At 67.3% G+C, this 21,183-nt stretch carries 21 protein-coding genes and 1 riboswitch; of the genes, 6 read left to right on the top strand and 15 right to left on the bottom strand.

The window, feature by feature from the left end; all coding sequences use genetic code 11:
- Nucleotides 1-3 precede the first annotated feature (3 nt).
- Genes cobA through cbiE form a run of 5 tightly spaced genes read right to left on the bottom strand, consistent with a single transcriptional unit; the run spans nt 4 to nt 4,367 of the window.
- On the bottom strand, nt 4-735 hold the full coding sequence (cobA, locus tag GGD61_RS17715; RefSeq protein WP_092256179.1) for a uroporphyrinogen-III C-methyltransferase: 732 nt from the start codon (nt 733-735) through the stop codon (nt 4-6).
- Complete coding sequence (locus GGD61_RS17720) at nt 732-2,042, bottom strand: cobyrinate a,c-diamide synthase (RefSeq protein ID WP_183230947.1); 1,311 nt, start codon at nt 2,040-2,042, stop codon at nt 732-734. The genes cobA and GGD61_RS17720 overlap by 4 nt, the downstream gene beginning before the upstream one ends.
- Nucleotides 2,042-2,824 carry a precorrin-4 C(11)-methyltransferase gene (cobM, locus tag GGD61_RS17725; protein WP_183230948.1) on the bottom strand — a complete coding sequence of 261 codons (783 nt, stop codon included), beginning with the start codon at nt 2,822-2,824 and terminating at the stop codon, nt 2,042-2,044. Before cobM ends, GGD61_RS17720 begins: the two co-directional genes overlap by 1 nt.
- The gene (locus GGD61_RS17730) at nt 2,821-3,189 is read right to left on the bottom strand and encodes a cobalamin biosynthesis protein (protein ID WP_177237093.1); all 369 of its coding nucleotides are present in this window, start codon (nt 3,187-3,189) and stop codon (nt 2,821-2,823) included. The genes cobM and GGD61_RS17730 overlap by 4 nt, the downstream gene beginning before the upstream one ends.
- Nucleotides 3,186-4,367 (bottom strand): precorrin-6y C5,15-methyltransferase (decarboxylating) subunit CbiE, encoded by a 1,182-nt coding sequence (gene cbiE, locus GGD61_RS17735; RefSeq protein WP_092256190.1) that lies wholly within the window; start codon nt 4,365-4,367, stop codon nt 3,186-3,188. The genes GGD61_RS17730 and cbiE overlap by 4 nt, the downstream gene beginning before the upstream one ends.
- On the opposite strand from cbiE, the gene GGD61_RS17740 reads away from it, so the two are divergent.
- The gene (locus GGD61_RS17740) at nt 4,366-5,112 is read left to right on the top strand and encodes a cobalt-precorrin-6A reductase (protein WP_183230949.1); all 747 of its coding nucleotides are present in this window, start codon (nt 4,366-4,368) and stop codon (nt 5,110-5,112) included. The genes cbiE and GGD61_RS17740 overlap by 2 nt on opposite strands.
- Here GGD61_RS17740 and cobJ read toward each other — a convergent pair.
- From cobJ to GGD61_RS17775, 7 genes are read right to left on the bottom strand one after another with little or no spacing between them, the layout of a single operon-like run.
- Nucleotides 5,088-5,822, bottom strand: a complete 735-nt coding sequence (gene cobJ, locus GGD61_RS17745; protein WP_092256195.1) for a precorrin-3B C(17)-methyltransferase — start codon at nt 5,820-5,822, stop codon at nt 5,088-5,090. The two genes, GGD61_RS17740 and cobJ, sit on opposite strands and share 25 nt — an antisense overlap.
- The gene (locus GGD61_RS17750; protein ID WP_092256198.1) at nt 5,819-6,550 is read right to left on the bottom strand and encodes a precorrin-2 C(20)-methyltransferase; all 732 of its coding nucleotides are present in this window, start codon (nt 6,548-6,550) and stop codon (nt 5,819-5,821) included. Before GGD61_RS17750 ends, cobJ begins: the two co-directional genes overlap by 4 nt.
- Nucleotides 6,551-6,552: 2 nt before the next feature.
- A complete protein-coding gene (locus GGD61_RS17755) occupies nt 6,553-7,182 on the bottom strand; it encodes a precorrin-8X methylmutase (RefSeq protein ID WP_092256199.1) in 630 nt (209 codons plus the stop codon).
- Nucleotides 7,182-8,345 (bottom strand): precorrin-3B synthase, encoded by a 1,164-nt coding sequence (gene cobG, locus GGD61_RS17760; protein ID WP_092256866.1) that lies wholly within the window; start codon nt 8,343-8,345, stop codon nt 7,182-7,184. Before cobG ends, GGD61_RS17755 begins: the two co-directional genes overlap by 1 nt.
- Entirely contained in the window at nt 8,342-11,590 is a 3,249-nt protein-coding gene (gene cobN, locus GGD61_RS17765) for a cobaltochelatase subunit CobN (RefSeq protein ID WP_092256203.1), read from the bottom strand. Before cobN ends, cobG begins: the two co-directional genes overlap by 4 nt.
- Nucleotides 11,590-12,624, bottom strand: coding sequence for a cobalamin biosynthesis protein CobW (gene cobW, locus GGD61_RS17770; RefSeq protein ID WP_183230950.1), 1,035 nt, complete (start codon nt 12,622-12,624; stop codon nt 11,590-11,592). The genes cobN and cobW overlap by 1 nt, the downstream gene beginning before the upstream one ends.
- Entirely contained in the window at nt 12,621-12,995 is a 375-nt protein-coding gene (locus GGD61_RS17775; protein ID WP_018315957.1) for a DUF1636 domain-containing protein, read from the bottom strand. The genes cobW and GGD61_RS17775 overlap by 4 nt, the downstream gene beginning before the upstream one ends.
- Before the next feature lie 94 nt (nt 12,996-13,089).
- Nucleotides 13,090-13,311, bottom strand: a riboswitch (cobalamin riboswitch).
- 41 nt (nt 13,312-13,352) lie between these two features.
- Between GGD61_RS17775 and cobO the strand changes: the two genes are divergently transcribed.
- Both cobO and GGD61_RS17785 read left to right on the top strand, forming a co-directional pair.
- The gene (gene cobO, locus GGD61_RS17780; protein ID WP_092256208.1) at nt 13,353-13,988 is read left to right on the top strand and encodes a cob(I)yrinic acid a,c-diamide adenosyltransferase; all 636 of its coding nucleotides are present in this window, start codon (nt 13,353-13,355) and stop codon (nt 13,986-13,988) included.
- Nucleotides 13,989-13,993: 5 nt separating this feature from the next.
- On the top strand, nt 13,994-15,442 hold the full coding sequence (locus GGD61_RS17785) for a cobyric acid synthase (protein ID WP_092256211.1): 1,449 nt from the start codon (nt 13,994-13,996) through the stop codon (nt 15,440-15,442).
- Here the strand turns inward: GGD61_RS17785 and cobD are convergent.
- The gene (gene cobD, locus GGD61_RS17790) at nt 15,431-16,396 is read right to left on the bottom strand and encodes a threonine-phosphate decarboxylase CobD (RefSeq protein WP_177237094.1); all 966 of its coding nucleotides are present in this window, start codon (nt 16,394-16,396) and stop codon (nt 15,431-15,433) included. The two genes, GGD61_RS17785 and cobD, sit on opposite strands and share 12 nt — an antisense overlap.
- Before the next feature lie 11 nt (nt 16,397-16,407).
- Nucleotides 16,408-17,349, bottom strand: coding sequence for an adenosylcobinamide-phosphate synthase CbiB (cbiB, locus tag GGD61_RS17795; protein ID WP_177237095.1), 942 nt, complete (start codon nt 17,347-17,349; stop codon nt 16,408-16,410).
- 121 nt (nt 17,350-17,470) lie between these two features.
- Here cbiB and cobU point away from each other — a divergent pair, with 121 nt between their 5' ends.
- From cobU to bluB, 3 genes are read left to right on the top strand one after another with little or no spacing between them, the layout of a single operon-like run.
- Nucleotides 17,471-17,974, top strand: coding sequence for a bifunctional adenosylcobinamide kinase/adenosylcobinamide-phosphate guanylyltransferase (cobU, locus tag GGD61_RS17800; protein WP_092256216.1), 504 nt, complete (start codon nt 17,471-17,473; stop codon nt 17,972-17,974).
- Entirely contained in the window at nt 17,971-18,753 is a 783-nt protein-coding gene (gene cobS, locus GGD61_RS17805; RefSeq protein WP_092256219.1) for an adenosylcobinamide-GDP ribazoletransferase, read from the top strand. Before cobU ends, cobS begins: the two co-directional genes overlap by 4 nt.
- A 4-nt stretch (nt 18,754-18,757) precedes the next feature.
- Entirely contained in the window at nt 18,758-19,390 is a 633-nt protein-coding gene (gene bluB, locus GGD61_RS17810) for a 5,6-dimethylbenzimidazole synthase (protein ID WP_092256221.1), read from the top strand.
- A 100-nt stretch (nt 19,391-19,490) separates the two neighbouring features.
- On the opposite strand, the gene GGD61_RS17815 is transcribed toward bluB, so the two are convergent.
- Entirely contained in the window at nt 19,491-21,179 is a 1,689-nt protein-coding gene (locus GGD61_RS17815) for a ShlB/FhaC/HecB family hemolysin secretion/activation protein (RefSeq protein WP_092256224.1), read from the bottom strand.
- Between the last annotated feature and the right edge of the window lie 4 nt (nt 21,180-21,183).

The following is a 21,183-nucleotide window of genomic DNA, read 5'->3' on the forward strand; positions in this document are numbered from 1 at the left end:
CCGTCATGACGGATAATCCCCCGCCAGCGCCCCAAACAGGATCACGGCGGCCGTCGACGCGGCGCCGCCGCGCGCAAGCTGCTCGGCAAGCTCGGCGATGGTGGTGCGGACCAGCCGTTCGTCCGGGCGGCCGAGGGATTCGGCGAACAGCGCGGGAGTATCTGCAGCGAGGCCGTGCGCGATCAACTTTGCGACAAGCGCGGGGAAGGTGCGCCGACCCATATAGACCACGGTCGTCGCCTCAGGATCGGCCAGGGCCGCCCAATTCAGATTCGGCGGCAACTCGCCGGTGACATCAGCGCCGGTGACGAATTGCACCCGGCGCGAGGTGTGGCGCCGGGTCAGGGGGATGCCGGCTTGCGCTGCGGCAACGCAGGCCGATGTGACGCCGGGAACGATCTCGTAGCCGATGCCGGCCTCACGCAGCGTCTCCAGCTCCTCCTCGAGCCGGCCGAAAATGCCGGCATCGCCCGACTTGAGCCGAACCACGCGCGCACCTGTTGCGGCGTAGTCGACCAGCAGGCGGTTGACGTGGTGCTGCTTGGTCGAGGGACGCCCTGCCCGTTTCCCCACCGCGACGAGATTGGCGCCGGGCCGGGCGAGATCAAGGATCGCGCCGGAGGCGAGATCGTCATAGAGCACGACGTCGGCCTCGCGCAGCCGCGCGGCGCCCTTGAGCGTGAGAAGCTCGGGGTCGCCGGGGCCGGCGGAGATGAAGGAGACGAATCCGCTCACCGGTCCTCCGCGATCAGATGAAAGAACGTGCCGGTGGCGTGGCCGCGCTGCGAACCGGTCTCGGCAATGACCGCGCCGGTTGCATCGTGCACGACTGCCAACGGCGTATCAGGCTGGGCAAGAATGGTCGAATAGTGGAACTCATGGCCGCGCAGGCGCGCACTGGGGCGATGTCCCGGCATCGGCGCGGCCAGCGTCGCGAGACGATAACCGAGATGCATGCGACGTTTGGCAAAGCTGGTCTCGAGGCCAAGCAGGCCTGTCATCTCATGGCGAACACCGTCCGCATCGGTCAAAGCGGTTCCCAGCACCATATAGCCTCCGCATTCGCCGTGCACCGGTCGCGTTTCGGCGAAGGCGCGCAGGCCGCTGCGAAAACGCGCATTGGCCGCGATCCTGCCGGCATGCAGCTCGGGATAACCGCCGGGCAGCCAGCACACATCGGCGCTCGCGTCGGGCGCTTCATCGGAGAGCGGCGAGAATGTCGAGATCTCCGCGCCCGCCCCGCGCCAGGCTTCCAGCATGTGCGGATAGACGAAAGAGAACGCCGCATCGCGCGCGAGCGCGATGCGCCGGCCCGGCGGCGTCACGTTCAGCCCATTCGCGGCGGGTTGTGGTGTCCAGGACGCAGCCGATCGCAGCACCGCATCGAGATCGACATGCTCGGCAACGAAGCGCGCGGCCTCGTCGATCAGCTTGCCGATCTCGGCCTGCTCCTCGGCCTGCACCAGGCCGAGATGCCGCTTCGGCAGGCTGATCTCGGCATGGCGCGGCAGCGCGCCGAACACGGCAATGCCGGCGTCGTTGAGCGCACGCCGCACGAGGTCTTCGTGGCGCGGGCTGGCAACGCGGTTGAGCACGACGCCGGCGAGCCGTACGCCGGGGCGATAATCACGAAGACCCGCGGCGATCGCCGCCGCGGTCTGCGCTTGTCCGGAAGGATCGATCACCAGCACCACCGGCCAGCCCAGCATCTCCGCAATGTCGGCGGTGGCACCGGTGCCGGAAACACCGGGCGCGGCGACGCCGTCGAACAGGCCCATCGATCCCTCGGCAAGCACGACATCGGCGTCCGCGCCGCGGCCGACGAGATGCGAGATCGCCCCGCGATCCATCGCCCAGCTATCGACGTTGACGGAAGCGCGCCCCGTGGCGGCGGCGTGGAAGGCGGGATCGATGTAATCGGGACCGCTCTTGAAGCACTGCACGTTCAAGCCGCGATGGCGCCAGGCGCGCGCGAGCGCCAGCGTCAGCGTGGTCTTGCCGACGCCGGAGGCCGGTGCGGAGATGACGAGGCCTGCCGCCATCACGAGCCTTCCGGAAAACGCGGCTCGGCGCCGACCGGCCGATAGCGGCGATCGTAATCAGCGGCGTAAAGGCGGCTCTCGTCGAAATCCGCAGCGCCGAGCGTCTTGCCGACCAGAATGATCGCGGTGCGCTCCATCTCGGTGCCGACGGCAGCATCGAGCGTAGCCAGCGTGGCGCTTATGATGCGCTGATCCGGCCAGCTCGCGCGCCAGACGATCGCGACCGGACAGTCCGCGCCGTAATGCGGCGCGAGCTCGGCGACGACCTTGTCGAGCAGATGGATCGACAGATGAATCGCGAGCACTGCACCGGTCGCGGCGAAGGCTGCCAACTTCTCGCCCTCAGGCATCGCGCTGGCACGGCCCGGCGTGCGCGTCAGCACCACGGTCTGAGCCAGGCCGGGCAAAGTCAGCTCGGCCTCGAGCGCTGCCGCAGCGGCGGAGAAGGACGGCACACCAGGCGTCACGGTGAACGGAACGCCAAGTGCGCGCAGGCGGCGGAGCTGCTCGCCCATCGCCGACCAGATCGAGAGATCGCCGGAATGCAGGCGGGCGACGTCCTTGCCCGCCGCATGCGCGGCGGCGATCTCGGCAATGATCTCGTCGAGCGACAGCGCCGCGGTATTGACGATGCGCGCGCCGGGCGGACAATGCGCCAGCACGCCCTCGGGGACCAGCGAGCCGGCATAGAGGCAGACCGGACAGGCCGCGATCAGGTCGCGGCCGCGCAACGTCAGCAGATCGGGAGCGCCCGGCCCCGCGCCGATAAAATGCACCGTCATGCGCCGTCTCCTTCCGCGATCGCGGCCGTCGCCGTGCGATCCTGCGAGACAACGCGTGTCGAGATCAGCCGAGCGCGAGGCCCGGCCGCAGCGAGCGCCGCGGCTTCGGCGATCGATCCAGTGCCGAACTTCTCCATCACGAGATTGGACTGGGTCGGCGTGGCGATACCGGCCAACATTTCGGCCGGTACAGCCTTGATCGGCACACCGCACTCACGCGCGAGCTGCTGCAGCGGCTCCGCGTCGGCCTTGTCGCTGACGGTTGCCATCGCAGTGAGGCCTTCGGGATCACCCGCCGCCAGCAGTGCTTCGCGCAGCGAAGCGAGACTGACATCTCTTCTGAAGCCAAACCCGGCCACCTTCATCGGACCGTACTCCACTGCACCACCGGCCGTGCCGCCTCCCAGGAGCGGTAGCGGCCGAGCGGCGCGGCATGCGCGATCTCCACCCGCATCAGCTCGCCGCCGTGGCGCTGGTGCAGATCGCCGAGCAACGCTTCCGTCTCCAATGTGACTGAATGTGCAACCAGCCGCGTGCCCGGCGCAATTCGCGACCAGATCTCATCGAACATCGCGCTATCGAGGCCGCCGCCGATGAAGACCGCATCCGGTGCTTCCAGGGCAGCAACAGCCTCGGGCGCCCTCCCTTTGACGACGGTGATCCGGTGCGAAAGTCCAAACGCCGCTGCATTGCTGCGGATGTTTGCGGTGCGTTCCTCGCGCGCCTCGATCGCAGTCGCTGTCCCGCCGCACAGCGCCCACTCGACCGAGATCGACCCCGAGCCGGCGCCGATATCCCACAGTCGCTCGCCCGGACGCGGCGCCAGCGCCGACAGCGCCAGCGCGCGCACCGGCCGCTTGGTGATCTGGCCGTCATGGATGAACAGATCGTCTGACAGGCCCGAGCTGCGGGGCATGCCTTGCGTGCCCCTCGCCAGCAGCGCTACCGCAACCAGATTTCCAGCGATATCATCAGCAAAGAGATCGACGCGATGCTGATCAATGTATTCCCGTGGGCCGCCAAGTGCCACGAGGGTCCACAAGAGTGAAGCGCCCCATCCGCGTTCGGTCAACCATTTCGCGAGATCGTCGACCGCCGCTGCGTCGCGTACCAGGCAGATGATGCGTGCATCTCGCGCCAGATGCGGCACGAGACGCTCGAACGGCGCGGCATGAAGCCCGATGCAGGTCACGGACTCCAAACGCCAGCCCAGCCGCGCGGCCGCAAGCGAGAAGGTCGACGGTGCCGGATGCGCGATCCACTCGTCCCCTCCGAGCTTCTCGGCAAGACCTGCGCCGGCGCCGTACCAGAATGGATCGCCGGAAGCGAGCACCGCCGTCGGCCGGCCGCGGCAGCTCAGAACGACACGGGCGTCGAACGGCACCGGCCACGGACGGCCGCGGCTGCCGACGCCGGCAAGCGCGAGATGCCGTTCACCACCGAAGACGGTTTCGGCCTCATTGAGCGCCTTTCGGCTTGCCTCCGACAGCCCGGCAAGGCCATCTTCGCCAATACCAATGATGGTCAGCCAGGGATCAGCCATGACGCGCGCCCTCATTCTGGGCGGAACTGCCGATGCGAGCTTGCTCGCCGCGGCGATCGCGCGAGCAGGCATCGAGGCCGTCTACTCCTATGGCGGTCGCACCCGCGCGCCTGCGGATCAGCCGCTGCCGACCCGCATCGGCGGCTTCGGCGGCGTTAGCGGACTGGCCGATTACATCCGCCGCGAAGGCATCACGCACGTGATCGACGCGACGCATCCGTTCGCTGCCGAGATGAGCCGCAATGCGGTCGAAGCGTGCGCGGAAACCGCCACACCGCTGATTGCGCTGGAGCGCCCGCCTTGGACGAAAGCGCCCGGCGACAACTGGATCGAAGTCACGGACGTCAGCGCCGCCGTCGCCGCGCTGCCCGAGGCGCCCGCAAAAGTGTTCCTCGCCATCGGACGCCAGCATATCGCGCCGTTTGCGAACAAGCCGCAGCATACCTATACGCTGCGGTTCGTCGATCCGCCGGAGGCGCCCCTGCCCTTCGCCGCCGACGTGATCGTATCGCGCGGGCCGTTCACGTTCGACAGTGAGCTTGATCTGTTGCATGGGCGCGGCATCGGCTGGATCGTCGCCCGCAATTCCGGCGGCGACGGCGCGCGCGCCAAGATCGACGCGGCCCGCATGCTCGGCCTGCCCGTGATGATGATATCGCGGCCGGAGCTGCCCGAGCGGTTGCGGGTCGAGAGCGTGGCCGAGATCATGCAGTGGCTCGGTCATTCTACCCGCCTCGGCGCATAGACCCAGCGGCCGACCCGGCGGGTCTGCGAATTGCAGACGATCACCAGCGTGCGCATGTCGGCCATCTCGGGCCGGGCTTCGTTCAGCGTGACAGTTTCGATGCTCTCATCAGAATCGCTGATCGCGCGCGCAAAAATCACGAGGCGCTCGCCGCAGCCTGCGTCCTTCAGCACCGCAAGCGCGCGGCCGAATCCTTCCGGCCGGCTTGCCGAGCGCGGATTATACATCGCAATCGAAAAATCGGCCTCGGCGGCGAGCCGCAGGCGCTTCTCGATGACTGCCCACGGCTTGAGATTGTCGGAGAGATTGATCGCGCAGAAATCATGGCCGAGCGGCGCGCCCGCACGTGCGGCCGCTGCCAGCATCGCGGTGATGCCAGGCAGCACGCGAATCGAAAGATCCCGCCATTGCGGCGCCTGTTCGAGCGCCTCGAACACGGCCGAGGCCATCGCGAAGACGCCGGGATCGCCGGAGGAGACGACGACGACCTGCCCGCCTTTGGCGGCAAGCCGCAGCGCTTCGCTCGCACGCTGCAGCTCCTCGCGGTTATCCGAGGGGTGCAGCTTAAGCCCAGCACGCGGCGGCACGCGCGCGACATAGGGCGCGTAACCCAGAATGTCGGTCGCGGAAGCCAGCGCGGCCGTGACCTCGGGCGTCACCAGCGCATCGCTGCCCGGCCCGAGGCCCGCGATGGTCAATGTGCCCGTCATTCGGCAGCGTCCAGGTGCCGGCCCTTGCCGTGCACCAACACAATCGCGAAATAGGGACAGTCGGCGCCGTCGACCTCGGCGAGCCGCACCACGCGCTCGCCTGGCATGGTGCCGCGCTCGACCAGCCAGGCATCGTCGAGCCGGCCGGCAGAGCTGAGTGCACGCCGCACCTTTGCGAGATTGCGTCCCGTCTTCATGACGACGATCGCATCGGAATCGCGCATACGCCGCTCGAGCTCGTCTTCGCGAAGCGTCCCCATCAGCACGGTCGTCACGTCATCGCCGAGTGCGATCGGCTGTCCAACGCCGTTCCAGCAGCCGACCATGCCGGGAATGCCCGCGATCACCTCGATCTCGACGCGGCCCTGCAGGCGTATGTGCAGATGCATGAAGGAGCCGTAGAAATAAGGATCGCCCTCGCAAAGTACGACGACGTCGACCGCGCGCGCAAGCCGCGCCAGACGCTCCGCCCACTCGTCGTAGAAGCCGGCCAGCAGCTGCACGTACTCGGCGCTGTCGAAGGCGATCTCCGTCGTAACGGGATATTCCATGGGATATTCGGTGACATCGGTCGCCAACATGCCTTCGACGATGCGCCGCGCCTGGCCCGGCCGGCCCTTCTTGCGGAAATAGGCGACGTGCTGCGCGGCGCGCACGGTGCGATCGGCGCGCACGCTCATCAGATCAGGATCGCCGGGGCCGAGACCGCAGCAGATGATGCGTCCCATCGCTATTCGCTCCGGCTCGCCAGCGCATTCACCGCGGCAACCGTGATCGCAGAGCCGCCGAGGCGGCCCTGGACCGTCAGCGCCGGCACGGGCGGATCGGCCATCAGCGCGGCCTTGGACTCGGCCGCGCCGACAAAACCGACGGGACAGCCGATGATCGCCGCAGGCCGCGGGCAGTCGCGGTCCTCCAGCATGTTGAGCAGATGAAACAGCGCGGTCGGCGCATTGCCGATCGCAACGACCGCGCCATCGAGATGCGGCCGCCACAGCTCCAGCGCCGCGGCCGAGCGGGTGTTGTGCATGGATTGTGCGAGTGCAGGCACGGTCTCGTCGCCAAGCGTGCAGATCACAGCATTGGCTGCGGGCAACCTTGCGCGCGTAATCCCTTCCGAGACCATGCGCGCGTCGCAGAGGATCGGCGCGCCCTTCTGCAAGGCGGCGCGCGCAGCGATCGCCATGCCCGGGGTGAAGCGGATATGCGCCTCAAGACCCACCATGCCGGCGGCATGGATCATCCGCACCACGACTTGCTCCTCGTCGGGCGAAAAGCGCGCGAGATCGGCTTCGGCGCGGATGGTCGCAAAGGACTGCCGGTAGATCGCCGCGCCATCGGTCTCGTAAGTGTGCGGCATCAGTTCCCTCCCACCAGGATGGAGGGGTCGCTGACGATGTCGGCGCCGTTCAGGCCGCGCAACACCGGCTCGTCGCGGATCGAGCCGTCACGGACGAGATCGAAGCCGGCGCGGGTCGCCACCAGCGTGACGGCGGCCGTGCCGGAATGGGCACAGCCCTTGCCGCAGCCGGAGACGTGCAGCCGCGTATCGGCGGCGATGCGCGGGGCGAGCGCTGCTGCGAGCGCGCGCGTATCGGCATGGGCTTCGCGGCAGCGCGGCGCGCCACTGCAGGCGATGACGCGCAACGCGGGATCGAACGGCTCGGTGATCAGGCCCGGCGCGCTCGGCATCTCGCGCTTGCCTTCGCTCAGCACCATCCGCCAGGGCGTCATGCGCAGCGCATGTCCGCAACCGGCGAATTGATGCAGCGTCGTATGCAGCATCTGCCCGAACGCGACGCCCACCATCGCGCCTTGCGGATAGTGCCCGGGGCGCGAGGCGGCCATCACGGGCGCGGGCTCGGTCTCGCCGCGCAACGATTGAGGCAATAGCGCGCCGGAGGCGATGTGGGCCGCCATGCGCCCTCGCCCGCCCGTCGCGCCGCCGGAGACCAGGAACCAGCTTGCGAGCGCGAGCGCCGTGCTCACGGCCTCTCCGCGTGCGACGGAGCGGCCGAGCTTTGCGCCGTTGGCCCGCACCAGGAGACCGCCTGTGCGATCGCGCTCGATGCGTATGTCGGCGGAATCGCCGGCGAGCACGCGCGAGGTCCCGTCATCGATCGCGAAACCGAACTTCGTTGGAAGCGCGAGCGCGTTATCCTCGAGCGCTTCTTCGAGCTCGGCTGCTAGCGGTTGAGTCGCGTCGCCAGCGCGCCAGAACGGCGTGACGAGGATGTTGCGACGGGCTTCCGTCGCCGGATCCGGATCGAGCAGCGCCAGTCGCGCAAGGCCGTCGATCAACGGCCGATGGCCTTCTTCGCTAACGCCCCTGATCTGCAGATTGGCACGGCTCGTCACGTCGATCAGACCATTGCCGTGTTGCCCGGCGAGCTCGGCAAGTCCTGTGATTTGTGGTGCTTCGAGCCGCCCACCGAACGGACGCACGCGCACCACGAGCCCGTCGCCCGAGAGCATCGGGCGCAGCGCGCCGGGACACCAGCCCTTGACCGTGGCCGCGCTCATGAGGCCTCCCGCAGCGCCGCCGCGATCGAATTGCGGCGCGTTTGCCAAAGCGCCGCATCGTGCAGGCGCGCGAAACAGGTTTCCATCGCGGCGAGAGCGGACGGATTTTCACGCGCCATGAAGGCGCGGACGTCGTCATTGCCGAGCGTCGCATCGTAGTAGAGATCGAACAGATGCGGCGGCACGGCGCCGGCAAGATGAGCGAAAGCGGCCATATGCTCCAGCGTCGCGGTGATCTCGGCGGCGCCGCGAAAGCCATGACGCATCATGCCGGCGATCCACGCCGGGTTGGCGGCGCGCGCTCGGACGACGCGCGAGACCTCCTCGGTCAGCGTGCGCGCGTGGGGCTGCTCGGGACGAGTCGTGTCGAGGTGATAGAGCGATGGTCCTGCCGCGCCCAGATGCTCTGCAGCCGCCGCAACGCCGGCTTCATGCGCGGCATAATCGGCCGCGAGCAGCAGATCAGTTTCCGGCAAATCCTGGACATGGACAAAGCCATCAGCCGAAGCAAGGCGCTGCTCGATGCCGGCGCGATTCGGCTGCATCTCGCCGTCGGCCGAGAACGCCCAGGACGATGCCGACAACCAGGCTTCGCCCGCGGCTTCGCGTGTCTCGGGCGTGAAGGCATCGGGGATCGCCGATAGACCGACGCCGTATTGTCCGGGACGCGGCGCGAACACGCGGGAGGCGCGGTGGCGGTACGGATTCTCGTCGCCCTCGTCCTCGCGCGTCGCAAGCGCTTCGGAGGCGGCCTCGAACAATTGCGCAAGGCCTGAGAAGACGTCGCGGAACAGGCCCGACACCCGCAACGTGACATCGATGCGGGGACGGCCGAGCTCGGCCGGCGCGACGATGTCGTATCCGATGACGCGGCCGAAGGCGTGATCCCAGCGCGGCGCAAGGCCGGCCAGATGCAGCGCCATCGCAAATTCCTCGCCCGCGGTGCGCATCGTTGCCGAGCCCCAGAGATCGACCACGAGGCCCTTCGGCCAGTCGCCATGATCCTGCAGATGGCGGCGCAGCAGCTCTTCGGCAAGCTTGATGCCCTGCGCATGCGCCGACGGCGTCGGCACCGCGCGCGGATCGACGGCAAAGAGATTGCGTCCGGTCGGCAACACGTCCTGACGGCCGCGATAGGGCGAGCCCGACGGTCCCGGCGCAACGCGCTTGCCGGCAAGTGCCGAACGCAACGCGTCGCGCTCCGCATCGCCGCAGGCGCCGCGGCCGAACACATGCAGGCCGTCGCCGAACTGGCTTTCCTTGAGATCGCAGACGAAGCGATCGATCCGCGGAATGGCTTCGGCGGGCGCGGCCGAGGCATCCAAACCGAGATCGTCCTCGAGGCCCGCCACGCGCGCCTCATCACGGATCGCTGCGATCAATCGCTGACGGCGCGCGGGATCGAGACCATCGGCGGTCGAATATTCGTCGAGGAGCTGTTCGAGCCGGCGCAAGCCTTCGGGCACGGCGGATGCGGTGAGCGGCGGCGGCAGATGACCAATGGTGACGGCCCCCAAGCGCCGCTTGGCCTGCGCGGCCTCGCCGGGATCGTTGACGATGAAGGGATAGATGATTGGAAGATCGCCGATCAGGGCTTCCGGCCAGCACGCGGACGACAGCGCCACGGATTTCCCGGGCAGCCATTCCAGCGTGCCATGTGCGCCCATGTGCACGACGGCGTCACAGGCCTGCTGCCGAAGCCAGAGATAGAACGCGACATAGGCGTGGCGCGGCGTGCGGGCGAGATCGTGATAATCGGTATCGCGCGTGGTCGCATCGCCGCGTTCCGGTTGAACCGCGATGATCGATCGGCCGCATTGGATCGCGGCGAAATGAAACGCGCCGTCGCGGCAGCTCGGATCACTCTCGGGCGCGCCCCAGGCTTGCGCGAGATCATCCTGCAAGGCTTGCGGCAGGCGCGAAAGCGCCGCGCGGTAGTCGGCGACGCTCCAAGTGAGCTTCTGCTTGAGCAGCGCCTCGCCGAGCGCATGGACCGGAACAACATCGAAGCCGGCCTCGGCGAGATCCGACACCAACGCCTCGACCGAGGCCAGCGCATCGAGCCCGACCGCATGCGCGATCTGGTGCGGCCGGCCCGGATAGTTCGAGAGCACGAGCGCCAGGTGCTTCTCACCGGCCGGCGTCTCCGCAAGTCGCCGCCACGCCGCGACGCGCGCAGCGACGGCCGTCACGCGCTCCTCATCGGCGCGATGCGCCAGGTGTGAGAACTGCAGATCGGGGTCACGAATGCCGGCTGATTTGAAGCTCACCACGCCCGCGAACAAACGGCCGTCGACCTCGGGCAGCACCACATGCATCGCGAGATCGCCGGGCGACAGGCCGCGCAGCGACTCCGTCCAGTCCTCGCGCCGGGCGGTGGAGAGCGCGACCTGGAACACCGGGCACGCTGCGGCATCGAACGGCGTCGTGCCGTCGTCGCCAGCCGCGGAGAACGCCGTCGCGTTGACGATCGCCGCCGGAGGATTTTGCGCAAGATGCGCCCGCAACCAATCCGCGACGCCCGCGGCCTTCAGCGAGGTCACGAACACGCCGCAGGCTTCAAAGCCGCGCCCGCGCAGCTCTGCGATCAGGGCATCGACCGGGCCCATGTCCGCGGCGGTGAGATATGAGCGATAGAACGTTACCAGCACACGCGGCTTGCCCTCGCCGTGCGCCGGTGCCGCAATGACGCCGCGGGCGGGATCGTAGAACCCCATCTCGGGCACAGCGGTGTCGCCGATAACAGGCCCGGCATAGAGTCCCGAAGCCAGTGCGAGCTGTGCGATCGCGGCTTGCGCGGCGACCGGTCCGCCGGTGTCGCAGAGCACCTTGAGCCGGCGCAGCGTCGAGACCGGCAGGGTCGAGTATGCATCGAGCCGCGGGTCGTCGCGGCCGTCGGCCGGCAGCACGGCCAGCACAATGCCACGGTCCTTGGCGAGCTGCCGGAGCACAGCCAGACCATACGGCCAGTAGGACTCACCACCAATCAGGCGAACCAGAATGCCACGCGCCTGAGACAGCGTGCGCTCGATATAGGTGTCCACTGACAGCGGATGACGCAGCTCCGCGAGATTGGCGAGCCGCAGCGTCGGCAGGCTGTGGCGGCCACGCCGCCAGCCGGCTGCGAACGCCGCGAGATCCGAATCCGAATACGAGAGCACCACGAGATCGGCCGGGTCCTGGCCGATATCCCTTGGCGTCGCGGTCTCCTCCAGACCGCGGCTCTCGCGGAAGACGACGTGCATCAGATACCTAGTCCTGCCTTGATGGCGGCCTCGTCGATATCGCCGTGCTCGCCGATCACGACGAGCTTCGACCGCCTGTGACCTGCGCCCCAGGGCTTGTCGAACTGGTGGCGCACGCGCTCGCCGACCGCCTGCAGCAGCAGCCGCATCGGCTTGCCCGCGACCGCGATGTAGCCCTTAGCGCGCAGCACGTTCTGCTCGCGCGCCAGCTTCTGGACGGATGCGACCAGCGCATCGACGTCGGCGACTTCAGGAAGGTCGACCACGACCGAGGCGAAATCATCGTGCTCGTGCTCTTCCTCGCCGTCATGATGCGAGGGACGCGCGGCGAGATCGTTCTCGGCGGCAGCGCCAAGACCGAGGATGACGCGCGCATCGATCGCACCGTCGGTCACGGGGAGCATCGGCACGCGGCGCGGCATCTCGGCGGTGATGGCAGCCTTGGCCGCTTCAAGTCCCGCCGCGCCAACGAGGTCGGCCTTGGTCAGCAGCACGATGTCGGCGCAGGCGATCTGATCCTCGAACACTTCCGACAGCGGCGTCTCGTGATCCAGGCTCTCGTCCGCCGCGCGCTGCGCTTCGACGGCGTCAGGATCCGGCGCAAAGCGGCCAGCGGCGACAGCCTCGGCATCCGCGAGCGCGATCACGCCGTCGACGGTGATGCGCGAACGGATCTCCGGCCAGTCGAATGCCTTCAGCAGCGGCTTGGGCAGCGCCAGGCCCGAGGTCTCGATCAGGATGTGATCGGGCCGCACGGGCCGCGCCAGTAGTTTTTCCATGGTCGGAATGAAATCGTCGGCAACGGTGCAGCAGATGCAGCCATTGGCGAGCTCGACGATGTTCTCCTCCGGGCAATTGGCGTCGGCGCAGGATTTCAATATCTCGCCGTCGACGCCCTCACTGCCGAACTCGTTGACGAGCACCGCGAGCTTCTTGCCGCCGGCATTGCTGAGCAGATGCTGGATCAGCGTCGTCTTGCCCGAGCCGAGAAAACCGGTGACCACCGTCACAGGGACTTTTGCGAGCGAGTTCATTCGGCGGCCTCCGGCACGACGGCAATGGGGGGAATGCGGGCAAGCGACTGCTTGCGGAATATTTCCGGCCGGCTGCGCCAGGGCACGAGGCCGTCAGGCGCGGCCGCATAGGCCGCGGCGCCCGCGACCACATCCTGCGCATTTGCATCCGAGAGGCGGCCATAGACGTAAGACCACCGGCCGGGCGCGCTCAGCGCGACCGAGCAACCCTGGTTGCATGCCGACAGGCATTCGACGGGAACCACATTGACACCCTCGGGCACGCCCGCGTCGAGGATCGCCCCATGCAGGCGCTTGCCGGGCGTCGCCTCGCCTTCGCCAGGCGTCTCGCCGGCACGGCAGGTGATGCAGACGTGAAGTGTGACGGTCATCGCCTCTTCCAGATAACAGCGGGAGGCGATGAGGCACACGGACCGCTCTATTGGAGGCCCGTTTTCCCCGTCGCGGAACACCCCGTCCGCCGGTCCAAAACTCGTCCGCGCTGGCAGGTCTCCCGGCTTGCGGAGCAGGGTTTTCCCCTTCGATCCCCGCCTTCCCGATTCCCTGAGGGAATCAGTGGCTTCGGACATCTCTCCGGTCACGGTCGCGGGGGCGGCTGCATTTTGGACCCAAATCTTGCCGATTCGGACCCTATCGCATTCCCTCTTCGCCTGTCATAGGACAGGAACCAACGCCGGGCCACCATTTGCCGGTGGCCGCCACTTGTCAAGCCGAAGGACCGGGACCCGATGACGCCTGAACCGGATACAAAAACGGCCGAAGAAACCGACGCCCGCCACGCCACGAAAATGGCGAAGAAGAAGGCCGCCCGCGACAAGATCATGGCGACCAAGAGCGGCGAAAAGGGCCTCATCATCGTCCACACCGGGGCCGGCAAGGGCAAGTCCTCGTCGGCCTTCGGCATGATCGTCCGCTGCGTCGCGCACGGCCTTCCCTGCGCAGTCGTGCAATTCATCAAGGGCGCCTGGGATACCGGCGAGCGGCGCCTGCTCACCGGCCATTTCGGCGACCTCTGCCAGTTCCACGCCATGGGCGAAGGTTTTACGTGGGAGACGCAGGACCGCGCCCGCGACATCGCCGCCGCGCGCGCCGGCTGGGAGAAGGCCAAGGAGCTGATCCTCGATGAGAGCCTGCGTATGGTCGTGCTCGACGAGATCAACATCGCGCTGCGCTACGACTATCTCGACATCGCCGAGGTCGTCGAGTTTCTGACCACCTCGAAGCCGCCGATGACGCATGTCGTCCTCACCGGCCGCAACGCCAAGGAGGAGTTGATCGAGATCGCCGATCTCGTCACCGAGATGACGCTGGTGAAACATCCCTTCCGCTCCGGCATCAAGGCACAGGCCGGCGTCGAGTTCTGAGTTCGATGGCACGCGCGCTGATGATCCAGGGGGCCGGCTCGGACGTGGGCAAGTCGCTCATCGTCGCCGGTCTCGCGCGCGCCCTCACGCGGCGCGGCCTGCGCGTGATCCCGTTCAAGCCGCAGAACATGTCGAACAACGCCGCCGTCACCGTCGATGGCGGCGAGATCGGCCGCGCCCAGGCGCTGCAGGCGCTGGCCGCTCGCGTCGAACCGCACACCGACATGAACCCCGTGCTGCTCAAGCCCGAGACCGACATCGGCGCGCAGGTGATCGTCCAAGGAAAGCGCATCGCGACCGCGCGTGCCCGCGACTATGCCGCGATGAAGCCATCGCTGATGGGCGCGGTGCTGGAGAGCTTTGAGCGGCTGAAGGGGCGGGCCGATCTGGTGCTGGTGGAAGGTGCCGGTAGCCCGGCCGAAGTGAACCTGCGCAAGGCCGACATCGCCAATATGGGCTTTGCGCGCAAGGCGGACGTGCCGGTCGTGCTGGTCGGCGACATCGACCGCGGCGGCGTCATCGCCCAGCTGGTCGGCATCAAGACCGTGATCGACCCCGACGATGCCGCGATGATCCAGGGTTTTGTCATCAACAAGTTCCGCGGCGATCCCTCGCTGTTCGACGACGGCTACAGGCTGATCGAACAAAGAACGGCCTGGCTCGGCTTCGGCGTGCTGCCCTGGTTCGCGCGCGCCGGCGAGCTGCCGGCCGAGGACGCGCTCGGCCTCAGCGACGCGCGCAAGCCGGGCCAGTGCAAGATCGCCTGCCTGGCGCTGTCGCGGATCGCCAATTTCGACGATCTCGATCCGCTCAAGCTCGAGCCGGGCGTCGATCTCGTGATGGTACGCCCGGGCGAAGCGATCCCGGGGGACGTGCGTCTCGTCATCATCCCCGGCTCGAAATCCACCCGCGGCGATCTCGCCTTCCTGCGCGCGCAAGGCTGGGACATCGATCTGCTCGCGCATCACCGCAGGGGCGGCCATGTGCTCGGTCTCTGCGGCGGCTATCAGATGCTTGGGCGCAACGTCGCCGATCCTGACGGCATCGAAGGCACCGCAGGCGACACGCCGGGCCTCGGGCTGCTGGACGTGGACACGGTGATGAGTCCGCAGAAGACGCTGACGCGTGTCGCGGCCGTGCATGCCGACACAGACCAGCCAATCGAGGCGTACGAAATCCACATCGGCCGCACTGACGGGCCGGACCGCGCGCGCCCGTTTGCGAAGCTGAACGGCGAGCCGGAAGGCGCGATCTCGCGCGATGGCCGCGTGCAGGGCAGCTATCTGCACGGCCTGTTCACGTCGGATGATTTCCGCAAGGCCTATCTGGCCAGGCTCGACATTCCCGCAGGTGGCGAGCCCTATCAAGCCAGGGTCGAAAGCGCGCTCGATGCGCTGGCCGATCACATCGAAAAGCATCTCGACGTGGAAGGACTGCTCGCGCTAGCGCGCTAGCACCTCGGCAAGCCGCGTCCATTCGGCTTCGCTGCCCGGAAGCCCGAGGCGCAGCCATGTCGGCCTTTGTGCAAAGACGCGCGACCAGATATGGCTTCGTGCCAATCTCTCTTGCGCGGCGAGCGCGCCGGGCGTCTCGTAGAGACGGAACAGCGGCGTCCCCCCAAGCAGCATCCAGCCTTGCGCGTGCGCGATGGCATCGAGGCGAACACAGTCCCGGGCGAGTCGCGCTGACGTGGCCTCGGCCCAGGCGTCGTCACGCAACGCGCGACAGCCGATCGCGATCGCCGCTCCCGAAACCGGCCATGGACCCGACATCAACGCAAGCTTGCCTATGTCGGCGGCATTGCCGATCGCGAAGCCGAGCCGCAGGCCGGCAAGACCATAGAACTTTCCGAACGAGCGCAGGATCAGCAGTCCCGGCCGACCGGCTTCCGATGCAAGTGACAGCAGCGGAACGGCGTCGACAAAGCTCTCGTCGATGACGAGGCGGCCGACGCGCGGCAGCAGTGCGAGCAGATCCTTCGGTGCATGATGCTGACCGCCGGGATTGTTGGGATTGACGACGATGGCGAGATCCGCGCCTGCCAGCGCGTCGAGCTCGCTGGCCTCCTGGACATCCCAGCCTGCGGCCGACAGAACCCCTGCGTACTCGTTATAGGTCGGCGCGAGAATGCGCGCGCGGCCGGTCGGCACCAGTTGCGGCAGCAATTGAATGGCAGCCTGCACGCCGCCCATCGCAACGATCGGTGCGCTGGTGCGATAGGCCTGCTGCGCCGCCTGATGCAGGGCGTTGAGGTCGGATCGCGAAGGCAGTGCGTTCCAATAGCGCGGATCGATCTCGGCCACGGGGTAAGGCAGCCGGTTGATCCCTGTCGACAGGTCAATCCAGTCTTCCGCGCGCCCGCCAAAATGCTGCTGTGCCAGATCCAGATTTCCACCGTGCTCGCGCATGCCCCGTTCTTTCACGCGAAGGCCAGGATCGCAAGGGTGCCAGCGAGCAGCACCATGGCGCGGCGATAGACCGTCAGTCCCTCGCCGATGTCAGCTGCCAGCGGATCGCGCGCACCTTCATTGAGCCAGGGCTCATTCGTCGAGCTGCCGTGATAGATGCGAGGGCCGCTGAGCCGCACACCGAGCGCACCCGCCATCGCCGCTTCCGGCCAGCCGGCATTGGGCGAGCGGTGACGGCGCGCGTCCCGCGTCATGCACGCCAGCGCCTGCGATCGGTGCGGGGCCAGCAGCACGAACAGAAAGCCGGTCAGCCGCGCCGGAATGAAATTGGCGACATCGTCGATGCGCGCCGCGGCCCAACCGAAGGCCTCATGCCGCTCGCTACGATGGCCGATCATGGAGTCCAACGTGTTGATCGCCTTGTAGCCGAGGATACCCGGCAGGCCGAACAGCGCGCCCCAGAACACTGGCGCGACGATGCCGTCCGAGGCGTTTTCGGCAAGGCTTTCGATCGCCGCCCGCGCGATGCCGGCTTGATCCAGCGCTTTGGGATCGCGACCGACGATGCGCGAGACCGCCTCGCGCGCGGCGGTGATGTCACCGGCCATCAGAGGATTCGCGACGGCGGCGACGTGGTCATGTAGCGAGCGCGAAGCGACCAAGGGCCAGGCTAGGATGCCGATCAGCACGATCTGGATCCAACCCGAGGAAAGCAAGGCCTGAAGCGTCCAGCCGAGTGCGACGGAGAGCGCAATCACCAGAAGCGCGCCAGCGACACCAGCAGCGCGGCGAAATGCCGGCGGATCGGACGAGCGGTTCCAGGTGATGTCGATGGCACCGATCAGCCGACCCAGCCAGGTCACGGGATGACCGATCCGCGCGAACAGCCACGACGGCCAGCCCAGGAGGGCATCCACCGCCATCGCCACCACCATCGCGCCCGCAAAGCCCACACACGCCTCCTGTCCCGCCCCTGTTGCGCAAAGCAAGTCCCAAGCGCAAGCCCCTACCCGCCTGATTTCGGCTTTGTCTTTGGCCGCGTTTGGTGATTAGTCAGGCCCACAGGAGACCTTTATGGCCGTCATCTTGATCACCGGCGGAGCGAGATCGGGCAAGAGCAAGCGTGCGGAAACGCGCACGCGCGCTTTTCCCGGGCAGCCCGTCTATGTCGCGACGGCGGAGGCACTCGATACCGAAATGGAGGCGCGCATCGCCAAGCATCGCGCGCGCCGCGGAACCGACTGGATCGAGCGCGAAGTGCCGCTTAATCTCGTTCCCGCGCTAGTCGCAAGCGATGGCGGCGGCGCACGGCTGGTGGACTGCCTGACACTGTGGCTTTCCAACCTGATGCATGCGGAACGCGACTGGGAGCGTGAAGTGACCGAACTCGCGGCCGCCCTGCCCCGCCTGAAAAGCCCGGTCGTCCTCGTCACCAACGAGGTCGGTCTCGGCATCGTCCCCGACAACGCGCTGGCGCGCAGCTATCGCGACGCCGCCGGCATCATGAACCAGATCATCGCCGAAGCCGCCGACGAGGTCGAGTTCGTCGTCGCCGGTTTGCCCATGAAATTGAAATGATGCCGCGCGCCGAGCTCTTCAAGGACGTCGTCGCCGATCTCAGGATGGCAGCGTCGTTCGTCACGATCCTTCCCGTCGCATCGTCGAAGCCTGCAGGCGACGGCGCCGTCGCGCGCGCGACCTGGGCGCTACCCGTCGCGGGACTGCTGGTCGGCCTTGCCGGCGCTTTCGTCTACAAGGTCGCCATCCGCTTCGGACTGACACCGAACATTGCTGCCCTGCTTGCACTCGCGACGACCGCCCTCATCACCGGCGCGCTGCACGAAGACGGTCTCGCCGACACCGCCGACGGGCTCGGCGGCGGTCGCACGCGCGAGCGCAAGCTCGAGATCATGCGTGACAGCCGGATCGGGACCTACGGCGTCTGCGCGCTGATTGTGTCGTTCGGCCTGCGCTGGAGCGCACTCGCGGCCATCGCCGATCCCTTGCTGGTTGCATGTGCACTGTTGTCAGCGCATGCCGCCGCCCGCGCCGGCGTGCCGGCCTTCATGTCATTGGTACCGCCAGCGCGGCCTGACGGGCTGTCGGCGAGCGCGGGATCGCCGCCGGGCCGCAGCATTGCCATCGCCTTCGCTCTTGGAACGCTCGCGCTCGCTCTCGCGTTGGGGCCGGGCAAGGCGCTGGTCGGCCTGATCCTGCTGTCGCTCGCCGGCCTGTTGCTGGCGCGGCTTGCGGTGCGCCAGATCGGCGGGCAGACCGGCGACATCCTCGGTGCCTTCGAGCAGATCGGCGAGATCCTCATTCTGCTGGTCGCGGCATCCTTCCGGATGGGAGGCTGATCTCATGGTCGAGTTCGACGACACCTTCCGTCAGCACTTGCGCGAGCTGTTCGTATGGCGCCGCGACGTCCGCCGCTTTCGAGCTGACCCGCTGCCGGCCGGCGCCATCGATCGCCTGATCGAGACCGCTTGTCTCTCGCCCTCGGTCGGCCTGAGTCAACCCTGGCGCTTCGTCACCGTCGATGATGCTGCACGACGTCGCGCCATCATCGACGATTTCACGGCGTGCAACGCCGACGCGCTGAACTGCTATTCCGGCGAACGTGCGGCCCGCTACGCCACGCTGAAATTGTCGGGCCTCGAACAGGCCCCCGGACACCTCGCCGTGTTCGCCGACAAGGCCAGCGACATCGGCCACGGCCTCGGCCGCGCGACCATGCCGGAAACCACCGAGTATTCCGTGGTCGCTGCCATCACCGCGATGTGGCTCGCCGCACGCGCAGAGAGCATCGGCATCGGCTGGATCTCGATCCTCAATCCGGATCGTATCCACGCCGTTCTCGACGTGCCCGATACCTGGAAGTTCATCGCCTATCTCTGCATCGGCTATCCGGAAGTCGAATGCGACCAGCCCGAGCTGGAGCAGGCGAAATGGGAGCACCGGCGCGGCGCGGATGAGTTTACGTTGCGGCGTTGACCCCAAGCTCGTCATGCCCGGGCTTGTCCCGGCATCCACGTCTTCGTTTCCACGTCAAAAGAACGTGGATGGCCGGACACGCCCGGCCATGACGGAGACGCTACGACCTGCTCCTGCCAGCCATCGCCGCCACAGGCGAGGGTGGCTCCGGCTTCTGGAACATCAGCAGCGGCCGGAAGATGACGCGGCCATAGGCCTCGTAATGGTTCTGGGTCGAGACCGCCATCTTCAGCGGCGTCGCGTAATTCGCCTCGAACGTCATGAACGACGCATAAGTCCAGGAGAAGCCGACGCCGACAGAGGCCATTTCGGTGACGCCGGGGAAGGTCGAATACACCGCACCCCAGTCGGTGAAGACGTAGGTGTCGAAACCCCTCAGCCATTGCGACCAGTTGTAATGCAGTTCGGCGTTGAGATAATAGCCGCTGTCGCCGGAAGCCGCATTGGAGGGATAACCGCGTACGGTGGTGGGGCCGCCGATCGAGAAGATCTGATCGCCCGGCAGCAGCTTCTCCTGCGTGTACTGCCAGCTCGCCAGCACATTGGCGCTGAAGTTCTGGGGCCCTGCAGCGCTCGTCGCGATCAGCGAGCCGGTATAGGTGTTGAACGCGCGGTTGTTGCCGAGCACATAGTCATGCCACGCGATGTAGTTCACTGCCGGTGAGACCGTGATCGAATAGGTGTTGCCGGACTTGGTCACCGAGATTCCGGCCGTGGTCTTGTCGTAGTGGTCGTCGGTGACGGCGACCGTGGCAAAGCGGCTGACGGTCTTGCCCTCGGTCAAGGCGGCGTTGAGCAGCACCAGCCAGTCCTGGGTCACCCAGACCGGCTGGCTGAAATTGACCGCGGCCTGGCTCGAGCGGCCGGTGACGTCGAGCGCGACGAACGGCCCCTGGACGATCTTGATCTTGCCTTCGGTATAGCTGACGCCGGCGCGGCCGCCCCAGGGATTGACCGGGATGCTGTAGGCGACGTTGCCGTTGAGATTGCCGTCGGAACGGACGCCGTAGAAGGTCAGGCGGTCGTCGACGCCGAACAGGCCGTGGCGCTTGTAGAAGGCACCGCCTTCCCAGCGCCCCGTGTTCTCGGAACCCTGGTTGTCGGTGAAGAGCTGCAAGGTGTCGACCGGCGGCTCGATCACCGCGAATTGGAGGTCGGTGAGGCCGAAGCTCGTGCCGGGCTGCAGCAGCGCCTTGATCTGGACGTCGTTGGTCCGGTTGAACCAGATCACGTCGCGGTTGAGCTTTGGAACGTCGAGGACCTCGCCTTCGGGCTCCTTCACGCGATCGAGGATGTAGTCGGTGCGGGTCTGCTTGTTGCCCTCGACCGTCGTCTTCTGCAGCCGACCTTCGGTCAGCTTGACGCGGACGACACCGCCCTTGGCGTCCTGCTCGGGCAGGGTCGCGATGCCCGTGACGATGCCGCGCGCGGCATAGATCGCGTTGATGTCGGCAACGAGCTGCAACAGCGAGGCGATGTCGACGTCCTTGCCGACATATTTCTTCGCGATCTCATCCAGCTCCGCCGGCGTGATGAACTTGGACTCGTCGAACGTGACCTTGCGCAGGCGAAATTTCGGCCCGCCCGGCTTCAGGAGCTGGGACTTTTCCCGCTCGCCGCCGATCACCGCCGGCCCGGTGAGCTTGGGCGGCGCGCTCTGCTGTTCGAGCTGCCGCCGCTGCCGGTCGACGTCGTTCTGGATCACGCCGGGATTGATCGACTGGGCGCGCGCAGACGCGATGCAGCAAGCTGCAAGCCCGATCCCCAACGATGCCCCCAGAATCCGCATCCCG

This window comes from Bradyrhizobium sp. SBR1B, assembly GCF_014198205.1.
Taxonomy (GTDB): domain Bacteria; phylum Pseudomonadota; class Alphaproteobacteria; order Rhizobiales; family Xanthobacteraceae; genus Bradyrhizobium.